Here is an 18,642-nt window from a genome sequence, read left to right as displayed (position 1 = left end):
AGCTTAAAACTGAACAATAAAAAATGAGGAGGTAGATAATGAAATATTCAGCATATCAACCTCGCCCCGATCTGCTCAAGGATCGTATCATCCTGATCACAGGTGCGGGCGATGGCATTGGACGTGCAGCAGCAATCAGTTATGCCTTGCATGGCGCAACTGTGGTGCTGCATGGGCGTACCTTAAACAAACTCGAAGTCATTTATGATGAAATTGAAAGTTTAGGTGCACCGCAACCTGCCATCTTGCCGCTACAGCTCTCCAGTGCTTCGGAACAGGATTATGAGCTTCTGCTCGACACCCTGGACCGTCAGTTTGGCCGTCTGGATGGGATCTTGCACAATGCCGGCATCCTTGGTGAGCGTACAGAACTGGCGCATTATTCGCCTGAGGTCTGGGATGATGTCATGGCAGTCAATCTGCGGGCGCCTTTTGTCATGACCCAGGCGCTATTACCGCTCTTATCCAAATCTGAACATGCTTCGGTGGTATTTGCCAGCTCGGGTGTAGGCCGCGAAGCCCGGGAACGCTGGGGTGCATATTCGGTATCTAAAATCGCGATTGAAGCCGTAAACCAGTTATTTGCCAAGGAACAGGTACATCCGAATATCCGCTATAACTGCATCAATCCCGGGGCAACACGGACTGCCATGCGTGCCAGGGCCTATCCCAATGAAGATCCCAAGACCCTGCCAACACCAGATTCGATTATGCCGGCCTATCTGTATCTGATGGGCGATGACAGCCTGCATATGAATGGTCAGAGTATCGATGCCCAGGATTAAGCTTATTCAGGTTGAACTAAGGGAGCGATAGCTCCCTTTTTCTATGCATGTACGTCTTAAACAGCGCCTCAATCTGGAGTAATGCTGGCCAGATCACATTGAATTTCACCCAAATTACAGCATACTAAGCTCCAACAAATTTCACTCGAGTGCACCATGACTGAATTAAACAACATGACCGTAAGCAACCTGGAAGATGGCATGGTTTCACTGTTGATCGATCAACAGCCGATTTCAGAAAAATATGACACCAAGTTTGAAGCCAGTATTGTGGATGACATCAAGGCACTCGAAAATGGTCAGAAACTGAAATTATTCGATCAGTTTGTTTTTTCACATAGTGATCTGAATTTTGAACATGCGTATTATTATGTGACCGGAATTGAAAAATTAGACGATCGCTATCGTCTGGCCAAGCATTTTGTTTATCGCATTAAAATTGAAGGTCAACCCGAAATTGAGCATGTGATCAGCAATCAGGGGAAAGCCATGACTGCCGAAGATGTCCGTAGCTTTATTCAGGCACATGTACAAAAATCACTTAACGATTATACCGATCTGAATTACGCGTATTAAAAGCCACGCAATTTATATCTACGAGGGCACTTCCTAAAAAGTGCCTTTTTTAGCCTGTGTTTTATCAGCCTGACAATCAATCGATTTTTTATATCAAATTTATAAAATTATTCGGTTTTTCAAATAGATTGTTCTGAGCTATGCTTTTCTGATCCCGTATAGCTTAAATCAGGAACACAGCATGGCTGACCAAAAACGTAAAATTGACACCATTCGCCGCATCGAACATTTGCAGTTATCCGAGGCTCTCATTGTGGCACTCGATGATGCAGTTCAAGCTGAATCGGTGGCTGCAGCGATTCAGTCCTTGCAAGGTTTGACCGAGCAATGGAATTAATATCCAGAAAGTTTTTAGAATTTTCTGTGTTTTAAGCCGATCATATATCGTTTCGGTGTGACTTCAATGCTGTTTTTTTGAGCTAAATCATCGATTTTAGCTTGCATGTTTGCCCTCACTTTGATGAGATAAGAACCAGGCTCAGCCTGTCGGGTCATCGGACAAATGCGCAGCCTAAGCTCATGTAAAATCATGACATAATCATAATATCTCTGCATTTGTTATAAAACTGGTGCCTGTTCTTCACAGTTTCTCTGTAATCTTTCCGTATATTAGACACAGTAGAACATGAACAATTTAATGAGGGTTCAACATGAAAAAGGTTTTGGTGGCATTAGCGATCTCCTGCAGTACATTCATGCTGAGTCATGTTGCAATAGCCTCCCCTCATTTCAATGCTGAATCACAAATGGATAGCCGTCATGGGCATGGCAAGAAAGGCCGTGAATTCCGTGAAAATGATCAAGGGCAACATGATAAACGCCGTATGCGTGAAGAACGCGGGGTCAAACGCCTGCAACAGCTCAGATGGCAGCCTGGCTATGTCATGCCGCAGCATTATCGTGGCAATGGCTATAAAGTCGAATATAAAGAGCATAACCTGCCTCGACCAGATCGCAAACAGCAGTGGTATAAAATTAACAATGACTACATTCTGGTCAATTCTGAAAATAACAGCATTATCCGGATTGTGGGGGATTAATTCACCATCCTGTTCAAGCTCCGATCCTCGTATCGACTCAACCATGTTTGGGTCTTTTTTTATTTTCAGCAATTGAAAATTTTTGAACTAAAACTCCTGCTGATTTTCACACTTTTGGTTCAAGTGATTTATCTTCTAAATTTCTTCATGAATTTAACAATTTAACTAAATAGCCCTCACGCTTTCTATGTACTTATTCGCTAATTTAATCTCATCGAAATCAGATCTACATTTTAGGTGAGAGCCATGAAAAAAGTCCTAACTACAATTGCGTTATCCCTAAGTGCTTTGTTGGCTACTTCTGCAATGGCAGCACCACAGCATGATCCGCGTTATAACCATAATCCGCATAAACCGGCACCGCACTGGAATGCTAAAGACAGTAAAAAATGGAATGACGACCGTCGCTGGAATGATGACCGCCGCCATAATAACCGTATGGTTAATCCAAGCCGTGACTGGCGTGTAGGACAAAGCTTACCGCGTCAATACGATAACAAGCGTTTTGAAGTCAGTGATCGCGAAGCTCGCCGTTTACCGAATACCGGCCGTTTCCAGCAATGGTACAAAGTCAACAATGACTACGTTCTGGTCAATGAACGTAGCAATAGAATTGTACGAATCATCAATTAATTTTTCTCCATTACTGCTCGTCTTGCAGACACCTGAAGTCCCCTTCAGGTGTTTTTTTATTTCTGCACTTCCACTTGCGTTTTTTTTCATTAGAATCAAAGCTGGATCTTCAATCATTGAAATAGGCACAGGCATGACTTCAGCAGAAACCTCACACAGCACAACATTGCAATATGTGCACTGGTTTCGCCATTCTGCGCCTTATATCAATGCGCACCGCAACAAAACCTTTGTGATCATGTTTGATGGTGAAGCGGTCTTAAATGACAATTTTCAACATATCATTCACGATATCGCCTTATTGCACTCTTTGGGCATTCGGCTGATTCTGGTACATGGTGCGCGTCCGCAAATTAACCAGAATCTGGCGCAGAGCCAGATCAGTACGCCCTTTCATCAGCAGCGCCGGGTAACCACCCGTGAATCCTTAAGCTGTGTGATGAATGCGGTCGGTTCGATTCGTCTGCAAATTGAAGCCCTGCTGTCTATGGGACTGGCCAACTCACCGATGTATGGTGCCCGTATTGATACGGTTTCAGGAAATTTTGTGACGGCCAAACCTTATGGCATTCGTGATGGCATAGATTTTCAGCTCACTGGTGAAGTCCGCGCGGTCGATACCGATGCGATTCAGCGACATCTGGACAGCCATAATATTGTGGTGCTTGGCCCGACTGGTTATTCCACCACCGGCGAAGTTTTTAATCTATTGGCTGAAGAAGTTGCGACCAAAACTGCGATTCGACTGAAGGCAGATAAGCTGATTTTTCTGGGCAAGCAGCATGGTTTAATGGACAGTAACGGCCAGCTCAAACGCGAAGTCACCCCGCAACAGCTGGATGACTATATTCCGGCAGAACAAGATGGGCTTGAAAGAGGCTTGCAACTTAAGGCAGCACAAGAGGCCTCCATGAACGGCGTACATCGGGTGCACCTGATTTCCTATGCCTATGATGGTGCGCTACTTGAAGAGCTGTTTACCCGTGATGGTTCTGGCACCTTGGTCACTGACGCGCATTATGAAGAAGTGCGAATGGCAGATATTCAGGATGTCGGTGGCCTGATCGGCTTGCTGCGTCCATTAGAAGAAGAAGGGATTCTGGTCTATCGTTCCCGTGAACGTCTGGAAAATGAAATTAACCAGTTTGCCGTGATTGAACGGGATGGCATGATTCTGGCCTGTGCAGCCCTTTACCCGATTCCGACCACGGGCGATGAATTACGTTCTGCAGAAATTGCCTGTGTCGCAGTGCATCCAAGTTATCGCCAGTCCAATCGCGGTAGCCAGATCTTGCATTATCTTGAAGAAAAAGCCAAAAGCATGCAGATTCAGCAGCTGTTTATTTTAACCACGCGTACCGCGCACTGGTTTCTGGAACAGGGCTTTGAACCAGCTTCAGTCGATGACCTGCCGGATGCGCGTCAGGCATTTTATAATTATCAACGTAATTCAATCGTTTGTAAAAAGTCACTTTAAAGTGACTTTTTCTTTGAGTGCCTTAGCTTAATTTCAGATAAAGATATCTGACAATTCCAATTTAAATTTTAAAATGCCATTGCTGCTTTTTAGCTAAATATATCAGCAGATTGAATTTACAAAAATAAATATATATTTCATAAACTTGATTAATTTTATTGGCAAATCTTTATTGTCATATAAATCACTTTTTTGCATAAGTTTTGCACTTTTTTATTTATCTTTTTTCTTCATTAGAAATTACTGAATAGTTATTTTTTTAGAAAAACAAAAACGATTAGCGTGTGTCTAGGTTTTATTCGCTAGTTTTCACTTTCGGGAGTTTTGCTTCATGCGCCAATCTAATGTTCAGTTTTTAGCAAAAACTGCGGTACTCGGTACTGCAATGGCTGGCGTCATGATGCTTTCTGGCTGTTCAAAACAGGAAGATACCACCACCCTAAACATTGGTTTCCAAAAATACGGCGTACTGCCAATTTTAAAAGAACGCGGCACGCTAGAAGCCTCATTAAAAAAACAAGGCGTAAATGTGAAATGGGTGGAGTTTCCGGCTGGCCCACAGTTACTTGAAGGCCTGAATGTCGGCAGCGTGTCTTTTGGTGAAGCAGGTGAAGCACCCCCCATTTTTGCCCAGGCAGCGAACTCAAATCTGGTCTATGTCGCAAACCAGCCACCAGCGCCTAAAGCCGAAGCCCTAATTGTACCGAAAGACTCCCCGATTCAATCGATTCAGGATCTGAAAGGCAAACGTGTGGTCTTGAACAAAGGTTCCAACGTGCATTATTTACTGTTGAAAGTTCTTGAAGCCAACAATCTGAAACTCAGCGATATTGCAGTGATTTACCTGCCACCCTCTGATGCACGTGCAGCTTTTGAACGTGGTGCAGTGGACGCTTGGGTGATTTGGGATCCATTCTTTGCCGCTGCTGAACATCAAATTGGCGCGCGTGTGATTGCCACGGGTGAGAACATCGTGAGCAATCACCAATTTTATCTGGCAGATCGCAAGTTTGCAGAAAGCCATCCTCAGGTGGTACAGGCAGTCGTCAATGAACTGAACCTGACCACGGACTGGGTTGCAAAAAACCAGGATGCAGCAGCCAAACTTCTGCAACAACCGACCGGTCTGGCCGTTGATGTCTTAAAAACCTCGATTTCCCGTATGGGCTTTGGCGTTAAACCTCTCACGACTGACGTGATTCAAAAACAGCAACAGGTGGCAAATGCGTTTTATGCGCAGCAGCTGATTCCACAAAAGCTGAATATTGATGCAGCGATTATTAAATAACAACAGAATAATTCGGGAATACAGATGCGTCATTTAAAAACGGTTTCCTACCTCAGTTTAGCCTTATGCAGCTTGGCTCTGACTGCTTGCCGGAAACACAAGCCACAGCGAAGCACTGCTGCACAACATACAGCACGGCAACAGGTTCAAAGCATTGCGATGAGTTTTCAGAAATCAGCCTTGAATCTGCTGGTAGTACGCAATGACAAGCTGACCTGTTCCAGCGGGTTCAATTAATTCCTAATCACATTAGCATCCAGCAACAGATTTGGTCGCCTACTACTCCACATTAATTTCTGAGCAATTTAATTTTAAGGATATCGAGCATGAAAATTTTCTGGTTTATCCCAACACATGGTGACAGTCGATACTTGGGCACCAGCAAAGGTGCACGCCAAGTCGATCATGCCTATATGAAGCAGATTGCAGTTGCGGTCGATAACTTAGGTTATGAAGGTGTCCTGATTCCCACAGGCCGTTCATGTGAAGATCCTTGGTTAACAGCAGCAAGTTTGATTGATGCAACGAAAAAACTAAAATTCCTGGTGGCACTTCGTCCCGGGGTGACCACACCTGCGCTGGCGGCACGTATGGCTGCAACCTTTGACCGTTTATCCAATGGCCGGGTGCTGCTAAATCTAGTTACTGGTGGTGATGAGCAGGAACTAAAAGGTGATGGCGTCTATGAAGATCACAAAACCCGCTATAAAACGGCCACTGAATACACCACCATCTGGCGTGAAATTTTAAAACGTTCCCATACTGGTGAAAGCTTCACTTTCCACGGCGAACGCTTAAGTGTCGATGATGCCAAACTCCTCTATCCACCTGTACAACAGCCACATCCGCCGCTCTGGTTCGGTGGTTCTTCAGATGATGCGGTTGAGCTGGCCACCGATCAGGTGGACACTTACCTGACCTGGGGTGAACCACCAGCAGCAGTCAAAGAAAAAATTGAAAATGTCCGTGCCAAGGCAGCCGCTAAGGGTCGTGAACTGAGCTACGGTATCCGCCTGCATGTGATTGTGCGTGAAACCAATGAACAGGCTTGGGCAGCAGCAGAAGAACTGATTCAATATGTCGATGATGCCACCATTGCAGCGGCCCAAGCCAAGTTCAAATCTATGGATTCGGTCGGTCAGCGTCGTATGGCTGAATTGCACAACGGCGACCGTAGCAAGCTGGAAGTATCGCCAAACCTCTGGGCCGGTGTAGGACTGGTGCGTGGTGGCGCAGGGACTGCATTGGTCGGTGACCCGGAAACTGTCGCAGCACGTATTCAGGAATATGCGGACTTAGGAATTGATACTTTCATTTTTTCTGGTTACCCGCATCTGGAAGAATCCATCCGTTTTGCTGAACTGGTGTTCCCATTCCTTCCACTGGAAACCCAGAAAAAATTGGCTCAACCGAACTTGACGGGTCCATTCGGTGAAATCGTAGCGAATAACTACACACCGGATGAGAACAAGCAGGCTGAGAAAATTCAGGAGTCTGCTTAATGTCGAAAGTCGTTTCCGTTGAAACCCTCTTAGAAAAGCAGGTTTCACGTGGAACAATTCTGGGGCGGCATTTGCTGCCCTGGCTGGTTCCAGTTGTATTAATTGCCATTTGGCAAATTGCTTCCAGCACAGGTCTACTGGAAAGCCGGATTTTGCCTGCACCCAGTGCAGTGATTTTGGCCTTCTGGAATTTATTGCTCAGCGGCGAGCTCCAGACCCATGTACAAGTCAGCGCAGGACGTGCCATCAGCGGCTTATTGGTCGGTGGTGGTTTGGGCCTGTTATTGGGTCTGTTAAATGGTTCATCCAAAATTGCTTCTACCCTGCTCGACACCACCTTGCAGATGATCCGCAACATTCCGGCGCTTGCGCTGATTCCATTGGTGATTCTCTGGTTCGGCATTGATGAATCCGCCAAACTGTTTTTAGTCGCGATCGGGGTATTTTTCCCGATTTATATCAATACCTATCACGGAATTCGCTCAGTCGATCCACAATTGATCGAGATGGGTAAAAGCTACGGCCTCACGCATTGGCAGCTGTATAAAGAGATTATTCTCCCGGGAGCAATGCCTTCCATTTTAGTTGGACTACGTTTTTCTCTAGGGCTGGTCTGGGTGCTTTTGATTGTTGCTGAAACGATTTCTGCCCAGTCTGGTATTGGTTATATGACCATGAATGCACGCGAATTTCTGCAAACGGATATCGTCCTGGTCGGTATTTTACTCTATGCCCTGCTCGGTAAACTGGCCGACGTGCTGGCAGTCGCCTTAGAACGATTCCTGCTGCGCTGGCATGCCGGCTATCAAAAATAAATTGAAATGAGGAGCATGTAATGACTGATCTGAGTTTAGGGCGTCATGTCAATGACCCGATTGCACCACCCGAGCAACCTGCGAAAGATATCAATCCGAATGCAGCCCTTGGTGCCGAAATCATTATTGAACAATTGCACAAATTTTATGGTTCAGTCAAAGTTCTGGAAGATCTGGATCTGCATATTCAACCGGGCGAATTTCTGGCGATTGTCGGTCGTAGTGGTTGTGGTAAAAGTACCCTTTTGCGCCTGATTGCTGATCTGGAAAAACAGAGTTATGGCGAAATCAAGTTTAAATCCGCACGGCATATCCGTGAAGGAATTACTGCAGATGATATTCGGGTGATGTTTCAAGACCCGCGCCTGCTGCCATGGCGTAGCATCGAACAGAATGTACAATTAGGCCTCGGCAAAGAGCAACATGCCAAAGCTTCACACATGCTGGAAAAAGTGGGCTTAAAAGAAAAAGCCGGGCTGTGGCCATCACAGTTGTCTGGCGGTCAACGTCAACGGACTGCCCTAGCACGTGCATTATCGCATCAGCCCCGTATTCTGCTGCTGGATGAACCACTCGGCGCCCTGGATGCCCTGACACGTCTGGAGATGCAAAACCTGATCGAACGCTTATGGACCGAGCAAGGCTTTACCGCGATTCTGGTGACTCATGATGTCAGTGAGGCAGTGCAATTGGCAGACCGGATTATCCTGCTGGATAAGGGCCATATTGCCAAAGAGTTTCGGGTTGACTTGCCCCGTCCACGGCAAAAAAGTCTGAAATTTGCAGAACTGGAACAGCAAGTCTTGCAGGCGGTTTTGGCCACCTAAATATCCGATGAAGCCCAGAATAGGCGAGTTTTGGGTTTCATCTTCAAGCCAAGTCCTGAGCTGAATTTAAAACTGCAGGCTAATCTGGGTCATAAAAGCATTCATTTTTTGACTCTATTTCAAAATAAAAATATTTCAATAATTTAAGTATTTTCATAAACTTGCATTTTTTGCTCTGGCTTGATGCATTTAAGCCATTTTAAATATTGATCTAGAGAATAAATCATCATTATTCAAAAAATTAGCCATGGACTGTGTGCACAAATCTGATGATTTGCCGTACAATTGAGGATTCCCATTTTTTCATTGTTTTTTATATTTGCTAATGGAACAAAAAAAGAGTACTCAAAAACGCAACCAGCTGCTGAATGCTGCACTAGATGTATTTTCCCTGTACGGTTTTAATGGGGCAAGTCTAGATGAAATTGCACAGATTGCAGAAATGCATAAGTCGAATATTTTCTATTATTATGAAAATAAAGAAGCCCTCTATGTAGAGGTATTGACCACCGTTCTACAAAAATGGCTGGCACCTTTACAAACCCTTGAGGCCGAACTTGAGCCTGAAGAAGCGATTACCAACTATTTAATGCAAAAAATTGAAGTATCGCGTACCCAGCCTAAAGCATCTCGTTTGTTTGCTTTAGAGGTGATCCAAGGCGCACCGCATATACTGGAAATTTTAAAAGGCCCGCTAAAGAAACTGGTGAAGCGTAAAGCCAAAGTCATTTCTAACTGGCAGGAACAGGGCAAGATTTCAGCAGATATCGATCCTGAATTGCTGATTCTGAATATTTGGGCCCTTACCCAGAACTATGCAGATTTTTCGACCCAGATGGAAATGGTGACAGGGAAAACCTTGCGTAACCGCAGTATGCAGCAACGCATTATCCAGCATACGGTCAATATGATGTTATACGGCGTGATTCCACGTACGGATAAATAAGCAAGCGCTTCTGATTGGCATACGACCATAGCTGCTATGGTCGCCGAGCAAACTTACCCTTCTCTCTTATTTTACCATTCGATATAAATCTAATAACTTTTTCGCACCCAGTAACAGGTTTTCCTCCCAGTCCAGATGCGCAGTCTCATTGGCCCCATCCGTAATATACTTGACTGAAATCAGGCGAACACCGAGCTTCTTACACACTTTTGCCAGGGCATAACCTTCCATATCGACCAGATGACATGGCACTTTCGCACTACCGGTTTCAAAACTGTCGCCTGTCCCGCAAATTCCTTTGGGTAAATGTTCAAAGAAAGCCTCCAGTTCAATCGCGGCAGGATAATCCTGATCCATGGGTGTTACACCGACTTCAAAACCAAGTGGTGAAACATCCATATCACGCTGTACAAACTGACTGACTTCAATCAGTTCATGGGCATTAAAATGCGAGCTGCCAGCTGTACCCAAATTCAGCAAGGTTGTGCAGCCCGTTTTTTGAATCACCTCGAAGGCTTTAAAGGCTGCGTTCACTTTACCAATCCCGCTGTAATGCACATTTATGCCTTGAGCTTCAAACAAGCCTTTTGATTCATTGGGTAGCGCCATGATGAGTGCCAGATTGGACATTTGAAATACCTGATACAAAGAAAAATACAAAGAAAAGCGCTGACATTAGAAAGCAAAATTCGCTGAATGAAAAGCAGGAATGCGCTGATCGGATCCATTTAAAGCGTCGAAAAACAATCTGATTTGATATTCAGGAAAATGAATTTTCAAGAAAAATATTGCATAAAAACACAACAACAAGACGAAACGGCGAGATTATGGCAATATATAGCCTCTCGATATTTCCAAGCACTTGATTTGCCCATGCAGCTGCTCCGTCTAAATGCTTTAGCATCTCATTCTGAACTACCCAAAACGGCCTTGACGATCGGCAATTTTGACGGCGTGCATTTAGGTCATCAGGCGATGATCCGTCAGCTGCAACAGGTGGCTGAAGCACAGGGTTTAAAATCTGTTGTAATGATTTTTGAGCCGCAACCTCTTGAATATTTTAAGGGTTATGAAGCCCCACCGCGGATTTCATCCTTACGTGAAAAAGTCGAATACCTGACTGAACTCGGTGTGGACTATATTGCGGTGGCGAAATTCGATCATACTTTTCGCAGCCTGACTGCAGAAGCCTTTGCCGACATTTTAAAAGAAAAACTCAATGCACAGCATCTGGTTTTAGGTGATGACTTTCACTTCGGTAAAAACCGTCAGGGCAATAGCGAATTCCTGCGCAATTATGGTTTCCAAGTCACCAATTTAAGCACCATTGCTTTAGAGGGTGAACGGGTCAGTTCAACCCGGATTCGTCAGACTTTACAAGCAGGCGATTTAGCCCTTGCTGCCAAATTACTCGGCCGGCCTTATAGTATTACCGGACGGGTGCAATACGGCGATCAGATTGGCCGAACCATTGATTTCCCAACCATTAATGTACGACTAAACCGGCATAAGCCCTGTCTGAATGGCATTTATGGGGTTGAAGTCATCTGTGAAACTGAATCCCTCAGGGATAAAGTAAAACATGATCATGCTACTAAAACAGGCATTGCGGGTTATGACCCGACTGCCCTGTTTGGTGCAGGTCATGTCGGCACACGCCCAGCCATCAAACAAGCCCATCCAGAATGGCGATTAGAAGTACATTTTCCGGATGTTTCTGCTAATCTGTATGGCCTGTTAATGCGGGTGACGTTCTTAAACTATTTACATGGCGAAAAGGACTATCCTTCGCTTGAAGCGCTAAAAGCCGGAATTGATGATGATGTCGAGAAACTGCTGGAGTTTCGTCGAAATCATCCGACATTTCCCTTTTAATATCCCATATTTTTATTGTAAAACGTGTCAGTAACATAACTGATTAGATTGGAAGACGACTTGCATGAGCGATAAGCAAACTCCTGAAAATGCAGTGGACTATAAAGCCACGCTAAACCTCCCAGGTACTGAATTTGCAATGAAAGCAAATTTGGCAGTACGTGAAGCGAAATGGTTAGAAGAGTGGTATGCCGACAACATTTATCAGCAGATTCGTGCGTCGCGTATTGGCAAGAAAAAATATGTACTTCATGACGGCCCTCCCTATGCAAATGGTCAAATCCATTTGGGTCATGCGGTCAATAAAGTATTAAAAGACATCATCATCAAAAGCCGCGTGATGGATGGTTTTGATGCACCCTATGTACCGGGCTGGGACTGTCACGGTCTGCCAATCGAACTGAAAGTTGAAGAAAAAGTCGGTAAAGTCGGCGTCAAGGTAGATGCCTCTACCTTCCGTAAAGCCTGCCGTGAATATGCCTACACCCAAGTTGAACTGCAAAAGAAAGACTTCGTGCGTATGGGTGTATTCGGTGATTGGGACAACCCTTACCTGACCATGAACTTCAAACAGGAAGCGGACATCGTACGTTCATTGGGTGCGATTGCCAAAGCCGGTCATATCGAGCCGGGTCTGAAACCGGTGAACTGGTGTCTGGACTGTGGTTCATCTTTGGCTGAAGCTGAAGTTGAATATGAAGATAAAAAATCAGATGCCATTGATGTCGGTTTTACGGTGGTTGATTTAGCGGATTTATCTGCACGTTTGGGTGTAACTGTTAGTGATTCAACAGACATCGTCATCTGGACCACCACGCCTTGGACACTACCTGCCAACCAGGCCGTTGCTGTACATGCCGAAATTGAGTATCAACTGGTTAAAGCACGTGGTGACGAAAAAGCAGCACAAAACTTTATCCTTGCCAAAGATCTGGTGGAATCGGCAACTGAGCGTTATGGTTTTACTTCATTCGAAGTAATTGCAGGCTTTAGCGGTAGCAAACTTGAACACCTTGTTCTGCAACATCCTTTAATTAGCGATCGTCAGGTACCGGTCATTTTGGGCGAGCACGTGATTGCCACCAGTGGTACCGGTGCAGTACATACGGCTCCGGGTCATGGTGTGGACGACTATAAAGTGGGCTTATTGTACAACTTGAAAGTTGACAATCCAGTCGGCGGAAATGGTGTGTATTTACCGACTTCGCCACTGTTTGCGGGTGAACACATTTATAAAGCCAATCCACAAATTATTGCGGCACTGGGTGAAGCGAACAAGCTGTGGGCGCATAAGCCAATCAAGCATAGCTACCCACATTGCTGGCGTCATAAAACCCCGATTATCTTCCGTGCCACACCACAATGGTTTATCAGCATGGATGCCAAAGGCCTGCGTCAGGGCGCGTTGAATGCGATTGAAAATGACATCCAATTCGTTCCAGATTGGGGTAAAAACCGAATTCAGGCCATGATCGAAGGTCGTCCGGACTGGTGTATTTCACGTCAACGTACTTGGGGCGTGCCAATTCCGTTCTTCGTACATAAAGACACCAATGAATTGCACCCACGTACACCTGAATTGATCGAAATCGTAGCAAAACTGATTGAACAAGAAGGCATTGATGGTTGGTACAACCGTGATGCATCTGAATTCATCGGTGCGGACGCGGAGCAATACAATGCTGTACGCGATACGCTAGACGTTTGGTTCGACTCGGGTACCACCCATTATGCGGTACTGCGTGAACGTGAAGACTTAACTGATCCTGCTGATTTGTATCTTGAAGGTTCAGACCAGCACCGTGGCTGGTTCCAGTCATCGTTATTGACCTCGATTGCCATCAATGAACGCGCACCGTATAAAGGCTTGCTGACTCACGGTTTCGTGGTCGATGAAAAAGGCCGTAAGATGTCGAAATCAATCGGTAATGTAATCACACCGCAAGACATCATTAAAGATATGGGGGCAGACGGCTTGCGTTTCTGGATCGCCTCTGCGGATTACCGTTATGAAATGACCGCGGGTAAAGAAATCTTTAGCCGTGCATCCGATGGTTATCGTCGTATCCGTAACACCTTGCGTTTCTTGTTAGCGAACTTGAATGGCTTCAAACCTTCAACAGATGCATTACCAGTCGATCAGTTGATTGCACTGGATCAATACATCCTGCAACGTGCAGCGGAAGTTCAGAAAACCGTTCAGCAAGCTTATGAAGATATGAACTTCCATATCGTGACCAGCGCATTAACTAACTTCTGCATCAACGACCTCGGTGGTTTCTACCTCGACATCATCAAAGACCGTCAATACACCACCAAAGCGGACTCAAAAGCGCGTCATTCTGCACAAACTGCATTGTATCATCTGGTACAGGCCTTTGTGCGCTGGATGGCACCGATCCTGAGCTTTACTGCACAAGAAGCATGGCCACTGATTCCTGAGCAATCAGAGAAATATGTATTCACCACTGAATGGTATGACATTCCGGTCGCGTCTACAGCCAACGTGATTTCAGAAGCAGAATGGCAAACCCTGATTGCGGTGAAGTCGGCCGTGAATAAGTTTATTGAAACTGCACGTGGTGCCAAAACAGTCGGCTCGAACCTGTCGGCGAAAGTTGAACTGTGGGCAACAGCAGAACTGAAAACCGTACTTGACCGTCTCGATGATGAATTACGCTTCGTTCTGATTACCTCGCAAGTGATCGTGAACGAGTTTGAGGCTACACAAGGTGAAGCCTCAGATCTTGAAGGGCTTAACGTGAAAGTCTCTGCGGCAGATGGCGAGAAATGTGTACGCTGCTGGCACGTGCTTCCGGATGTAAATACACATAGCTCACATCCAGGACTCTGTGGCCGTTGTATTATTAACCTTCCTACAGGCCAAGGCGAAGAGAGAAAATATGCCTAATACCCAGACTAAAAAGGGCTTATTCCAGTTCTATCCACATAATTTATGGTGGATTGGGCTGGCCATTGTGGCGATCATTCTGGATCAATGGACCAAATGGATTGCAGTGACGAATCTGAACTATGCAGATCCTATCCCTGTGCTGCCCTTTTTAAATTGGACACTATTGCATAACTATGGCGCTGCCTTTAGTTTTCTGTCCGATGCGGGTGGTTGGCAACGTTATTTCTTTACTTCACTGGCAGGGATTGTGTCTGTGATCTTTGTTTTTTGGCTAATGCGTATGCCAAAAAACATGAAGGTTTTACCGCTAGCAATTGCCCTGATTTTGGGTGGTGCAATCGGTAATTTAATCGACCGGGTCAGTCTCGGCTATGTGGTCGATTTTATTCATGTGTATTACCAGAACAGCCACTTCCCTGCTTTCAATATCGCAGACAGTGCCATCACGCTTGGCACTATTCTGATGCTAATTGATACCTTTTTCTTAGAAAAATATCGAATTCAACGGGCGCAAGCACAACATGACTGATTTTATTCATCCTAATGAAGAAACCCGGGTTGCAGACGGCTCTAAGGTCGAGCTGCATTTTTCTGTCGCGATCGAAAATGGCGTAGAAATTGACAATACCCGTAGCCGTGAAGCCCCGGTCAGCCTCACGATTGGCGATGGTAATTTATTGCCAGGCTTTGAAAAAGCACTGTTTGGTTTACGTGCCGGTGACCGTCGTACCGTAAGTCTGCCTCCGGAAGATGCTTTTGGTCCGTGGAATCCGGAAAACATCCAGAAGTTCGATACGGTGAAGTTTGGAGAACGTCCGATCGAGGGTCACATGATCGAGTTTGAAGATAAAGCCAAAGCAACCTTGTATGGTGTGGTTCGTTCAGTCAATGATGACATTACCGAAGTGGACTTTAATCATCCATTGGCAGGCAAGAATATTACTTTTGAAGTTGAAATCTTTAAAGTCACCCCTGCCGGTCAGCAAGGCATTAAACTGATGTAAAGCATCCGCTAATTGCCTGATTTTAAAAAAGCTCCTTCGGGAGCTTTTTTATATTCCGGATACAAATCATGTCTAGTCACCTCACTGAAATCTGATTAATTTAATTTGATGATAAGACCTGAACAAAGGATAAAACATGAAAATTTATATTGTGGTGGGCAGTATACGTGAGGGGCGTACTGCACTCAAAGTGGCCCACTGGGTTCTGCAGGAAATTAAAAGCTATGCTTTTAGTACGCTCGAAATTGAAATTGTTGATTTAAAAGAGTGGGATCTGCCACTTTTTAGTGGTGCTCATCCGCCATTAACCGGAATTTATGATCAGCCCAAACAGCAAGACTGGGCAGACAAGATTGCGCTGGGCGATGCCTTTATTTTTATTACCCCTGAATATAATCATGGCTACAGCCCTGCCCTGAAAAATGCGCTGGATTATTTGGGCAAAGAATGGCAAGGCAAACCGGCAGCTTATATTGGCTATGGTGCAACCAACGGTTCACGTTCGATTGACCAGATTCGTCAAGTGGGGACTCAACTTGGATTAGTAGATACCAATGCCGTAATTGAAATTCGCGACATTTTTGCACGTAACCAGGATTATTCTTTCCAGGGCAATGAATTTGATAATAAAAATTTAAAAACTGTGGTGGACAGACTGATTCAATATGTCAGTGCTTAATGGCTAGATGACAGCCGTGTAAGTTTTAGCCTACATGGAGCGCAGAGTTTAGCCACTATGCGTTATTTTTCTACCAAGCTATAGTAAGTGCATAGACAGACAGGAAGTCTGCAAAGCGATACTACAACGATAAAAAGCGCAAATCGACAGGACGTTGACAGATTAGACAGGAGTCAGATCTGAGAAGCAAATCCAGAAAAGCCTCAACAGGATGTTGAGGCTTTTCTGTTTTAGGCATGGATCAAGATCTGGATGCATCAAACTATCATTCGGCTTCCCCAGTTGACATCACGGGCAGCTCTCTAGCAAATTCCCTTCCCTATCCCCCAAACACTTTTGTACAGAACAGGCAAAATAGCTTTATATGTACACACGGATAAATACAAAGCTCAGATCAGGCTTTGAATGCTCAATATAGAATGCCGTGGTTATTATTTTATAGTGGTTCTCTTCAAATGACTTGATGATGCTAACCAAGATAATATTTTACTCAAATACGGCATAAGCATAGCCTCGGCTTTACTTGAATCATCACGCTTAACCGATTTTAGTGAGCTTGTATGTCGACATTGACTTACAGGTGATGCAGTCAAACAGCCCTGTTGAGCGGCATTACTTCAGGCTATATTCAGATCACACCCAGACAGGAAGTCTGCTAAGAAAAATAAAAAACTTCATAGAGCAGGATGCTGATCGGTATAACAGTCATTATACCTTTGCCAGAATAGGAAAAGGCCTTTACAGTATGTAGAGGCCTTTTCTTTTATATCAGGATCATATTAAAACAAGGCTAGCAAGCCAGGTGATTAAAACCACCCTTCTACTTTTCAAGCTCTGGTGTTGAAATGACAAGCTTTAAAGCCGCAGACTAAGGTGCTGTCATCTTTAACAGGCCAGCTCGTGAACCATCTTCAATCACCCACAACGTACCATCCTGTGCCTGAGCAACCCCACGAATCCGCTCTTTCATATCCAGACGCTGAACTTCTTTGGCTGTAGATGGGCGGGTATCTACAATCACAATCGCCTTGGAAGATAAACCGGTCGTAATCGCTTTATTTTTCCACTGTGGGAATACATTTCCTGTATAAAACAATAGATCTGAAGGAGAAATCACCGGTGTCCAATCCAGTACGGGTGCTTCAAATTCTGGACGGGTATTGTGATCGGGTATCGGCTTGCCATCATAGTGATCTCCGTTGGATACTACTGGATAGCCATAGTTTTTAGCTTTGCTGATCTTATTGAGTTCATCGCCACCTTTGGGGCCCATTTCAATCACCCAGAGCTGTCCTTGTGGATCAAAAGCCATGCCTAAAGGATTACGATGTCCAAGACTCCAGACCTGCTGAGCAATTTTGCCCTGATTCATAAATGGATTATCTGCAGGAATTGAACCATCCTGATTCAGGCGAATAATTTTACCGGCATTAGACTGCATATCCTGTGCAGGATCAAACTGCTGACGTTCCCCTGAACTGATCCAGAGTTTCGCATCCAGCCCGAACACGATGCGGTGTCCATAATGCCCCTGCCCTGAAAATTTAGGCACTTGAGTCCAGATGCGTTCAATTTGGGTTAACTGCGGGGTAGCCTGATTTAAATCCAGTTTGCCGCGAATCACCACAGCACCATAACCACCCTGACCTTGTTCAGCATAGCTGAGATAGACCCACTGATTGTTTGCAAAATCCGGATGTAAAGTCACTTCACCCAAGCCTCCTTGGCCACCATAAGCCACTTGAGGAATGCCTTTGACTTCGATTTTTTTCCGGGTTTTTGGATCAAAAAGCTGCAATTTTCCTTTGCGCTCAGTAATCAGCAGCCGGCCATCATTCAAAGTAGTTATTGCCCAAGGTTCATTAAATTGAGCAACCTGTTCAACCTTATATTTTTGCACATGCGAAGAGACTGAGTCTGGAGAGCTGGCTGCTGTAGCCGCCTGTTGAGCACTACTAGAACTAGAAGATGAATTTTCTGCATGACAGGCAGTCAATGCCAAAGCACAACAACTGAGTAAAATTTTTATTTTAAATTGCGCTACCATCATCCTCTCCACGCTTTTTTATTCTCTAAATTAATATCACAATACACAAGTCTTCACAGAAATTCAGCATAGAAAAGTAAACAGATATATTTGCAGCAACAGCAGAGACTCGTTTTATAGTATTTGAATGGCTTTGATTTTACTTTTGGATCTAGCATCTAAATACCTGCCCCAATTTCATCTACTTATAATATTATCCCGCGCACAAAAAAACACCCCCAAGCCTTGGCTTGA

Annotated in this window: 19 protein-coding genes; 17 read left to right on the top strand and 2 right to left on the bottom strand. The window is 44.9% G+C overall.

Annotated elements, in window-relative coordinates; all coding sequences use genetic code 11:
* The first annotated feature begins 38 nt into the window (after nucleotides 1-38).
* The 12 genes from LOZ91_RS05240 to LOZ91_RS05185 all read left to right on the top strand — a co-directional run bounded on the left by LOZ91_RS05240 (nucleotide 39) and on the right by LOZ91_RS05185 (nucleotide 9,889).
* Nucleotides 39-785: a YciK family oxidoreductase gene (locus LOZ91_RS05240; RefSeq protein WP_005173370.1), complete on the top strand. Its 747-nt coding sequence runs from the start codon at nucleotides 39-41 to the stop codon at nucleotides 783-785.
* Between the two features lie 156 nt (nucleotides 786-941).
* Nucleotides 942-1,361: a hypothetical protein gene (locus LOZ91_RS05235; RefSeq protein ID WP_074383818.1), complete on the top strand. Its 420-nt coding sequence runs from the start codon at nucleotides 942-944 to the stop codon at nucleotides 1,359-1,361.
* A gap of 181 nt (nucleotides 1,362-1,542) precedes the next feature.
* A complete protein-coding gene (locus tag LOZ91_RS05230; protein WP_005173373.1) occupies nucleotides 1,543-1,698 on the top strand; it encodes a hypothetical protein in 156 nt (51 codons plus the stop codon).
* A 313-nt stretch (nucleotides 1,699-2,011) separates the two neighbouring features.
* Complete coding sequence (locus LOZ91_RS05225) at nucleotides 2,012-2,401, top strand: RcnB family protein (RefSeq protein WP_005173376.1); 390 nt, start codon at nucleotides 2,012-2,014, stop codon at nucleotides 2,399-2,401.
* Nucleotides 2,402-2,647: 246 nt separating this feature from the next.
* The gene (locus tag LOZ91_RS05220; protein ID WP_005173379.1) at nucleotides 2,648-3,034 is read left to right on the top strand and encodes an RcnB family protein; all 387 of its coding nucleotides are present in this window, start codon (nucleotides 2,648-2,650) and stop codon (nucleotides 3,032-3,034) included.
* 133 nt (nucleotides 3,035-3,167) lie between these two features.
* On the top strand, nucleotides 3,168-4,511 hold the full coding sequence (gene argA, locus LOZ91_RS05215; protein ID WP_180001720.1) for an amino-acid N-acetyltransferase: 1,344 nt from the start codon (nucleotides 3,168-3,170) through the stop codon (nucleotides 4,509-4,511).
* A gap of 331 nt (nucleotides 4,512-4,842) precedes the next feature.
* Entirely contained in the window at nucleotides 4,843-5,799 is a 957-nt protein-coding gene (locus LOZ91_RS05210; protein ID WP_244782760.1) for a sulfonate ABC transporter substrate-binding protein, read from the top strand.
* Nucleotides 5,800-5,823: 24 nt separating this feature from the next.
* On the top strand, nucleotides 5,824-6,036 hold the full coding sequence (locus LOZ91_RS05205; RefSeq protein ID WP_244782759.1) for a hypothetical protein: 213 nt from the start codon (nucleotides 5,824-5,826) through the stop codon (nucleotides 6,034-6,036).
* Nucleotides 6,037-6,125: 89 nt separating this feature from the next.
* Nucleotides 6,126-7,301, top strand: coding sequence for an FMNH2-dependent alkanesulfonate monooxygenase (gene ssuD / locus LOZ91_RS05200; protein WP_159138954.1), 1,176 nt, complete (start codon nucleotides 6,126-6,128; stop codon nucleotides 7,299-7,301).
* A complete protein-coding gene (gene ssuC / locus LOZ91_RS05195; protein ID WP_100357019.1) occupies nucleotides 7,301-8,116 on the top strand; it encodes an aliphatic sulfonate ABC transporter permease SsuC in 816 nt (271 codons plus the stop codon). Before ssuD ends, ssuC begins: the two co-directional genes overlap by 1 nt.
* A 20-nt stretch (nucleotides 8,117-8,136) precedes the next feature.
* Nucleotides 8,137-8,943, top strand: a complete 807-nt coding sequence (locus tag LOZ91_RS05190) for an ABC transporter ATP-binding protein (protein WP_005173399.1) — start codon at nucleotides 8,137-8,139, stop codon at nucleotides 8,941-8,943.
* A 325-nt stretch (nucleotides 8,944-9,268) separates the two neighbouring features.
* Nucleotides 9,269-9,889, top strand: coding sequence for a TetR family transcriptional regulator C-terminal domain-containing protein (locus LOZ91_RS05185; protein WP_005173402.1), 621 nt, complete (start codon nucleotides 9,269-9,271; stop codon nucleotides 9,887-9,889).
* A 66-nt stretch (nucleotides 9,890-9,955) separates the two neighbouring features.
* Here the strand turns inward: LOZ91_RS05185 and LOZ91_RS05180 are convergent, their stop codons facing one another.
* Entirely contained in the window at nucleotides 9,956-10,519 is a 564-nt protein-coding gene (locus LOZ91_RS05180) for a 5'-nucleosidase (RefSeq protein WP_100357021.1), read from the bottom strand.
* Between the two features lie 243 nt (nucleotides 10,520-10,762).
* On the opposite strand from LOZ91_RS05180, the gene ribF reads away from it, so the two are divergent.
* From ribF to LOZ91_RS05155, 5 genes are all read left to right on the top strand, one after another.
* On the top strand, nucleotides 10,763-11,764 hold the full coding sequence (ribF, locus tag LOZ91_RS05175) for a bifunctional riboflavin kinase/FAD synthetase (protein ID WP_100354969.1): 1,002 nt from the start codon (nucleotides 10,763-10,765) through the stop codon (nucleotides 11,762-11,764).
* Nucleotides 11,765-11,828: 64 nt separating this feature from the next.
* The gene (ileS, locus tag LOZ91_RS05170; RefSeq protein WP_074383808.1) at nucleotides 11,829-14,675 is read left to right on the top strand and encodes an isoleucine--tRNA ligase; all 2,847 of its coding nucleotides are present in this window, start codon (nucleotides 11,829-11,831) and stop codon (nucleotides 14,673-14,675) included.
* On the top strand, nucleotides 14,668-15,207 hold the full coding sequence (gene lspA, locus LOZ91_RS05165; protein WP_005173413.1) for a signal peptidase II: 540 nt from the start codon (nucleotides 14,668-14,670) through the stop codon (nucleotides 15,205-15,207). The genes ileS and lspA overlap by 8 nt, the downstream gene beginning before the upstream one ends.
* Nucleotides 15,200-15,682: a peptidylprolyl isomerase gene (locus LOZ91_RS05160; RefSeq protein ID WP_074383806.1), complete on the top strand. Its 483-nt coding sequence runs from the start codon at nucleotides 15,200-15,202 to the stop codon at nucleotides 15,680-15,682. The genes lspA and LOZ91_RS05160 overlap by 8 nt, the downstream gene beginning before the upstream one ends.
* 136 nt (nucleotides 15,683-15,818) lie before the next feature.
* Complete coding sequence (locus tag LOZ91_RS05155) at nucleotides 15,819-16,361, top strand: NAD(P)H-dependent oxidoreductase (RefSeq protein ID WP_074383805.1); 543 nt, start codon at nucleotides 15,819-15,821, stop codon at nucleotides 16,359-16,361.
* Between the two features lie 868 nt (nucleotides 16,362-17,229).
* Here the strand turns inward: LOZ91_RS05155 and LOZ91_RS05150 are convergent.
* Entirely contained in the window at nucleotides 17,230-18,408 is a 1,179-nt protein-coding gene (locus LOZ91_RS05150; protein ID WP_244782758.1) for a PQQ-dependent sugar dehydrogenase, read from the bottom strand.
* Between the last annotated feature and the right edge of the window lie 234 nt (nucleotides 18,409-18,642).

The sequence above is a fragment of the Acinetobacter sp. F-1 genome (assembly GCF_022869025.1).
GTDB lineage: Bacteria > Pseudomonadota > Gammaproteobacteria > Pseudomonadales > Moraxellaceae > Acinetobacter > Acinetobacter pseudolwoffii.
The sequence above is the reverse complement of the archived record's forward strand: the minus strand, read 5'-3'. Positions and strand labels throughout refer to the sequence as shown.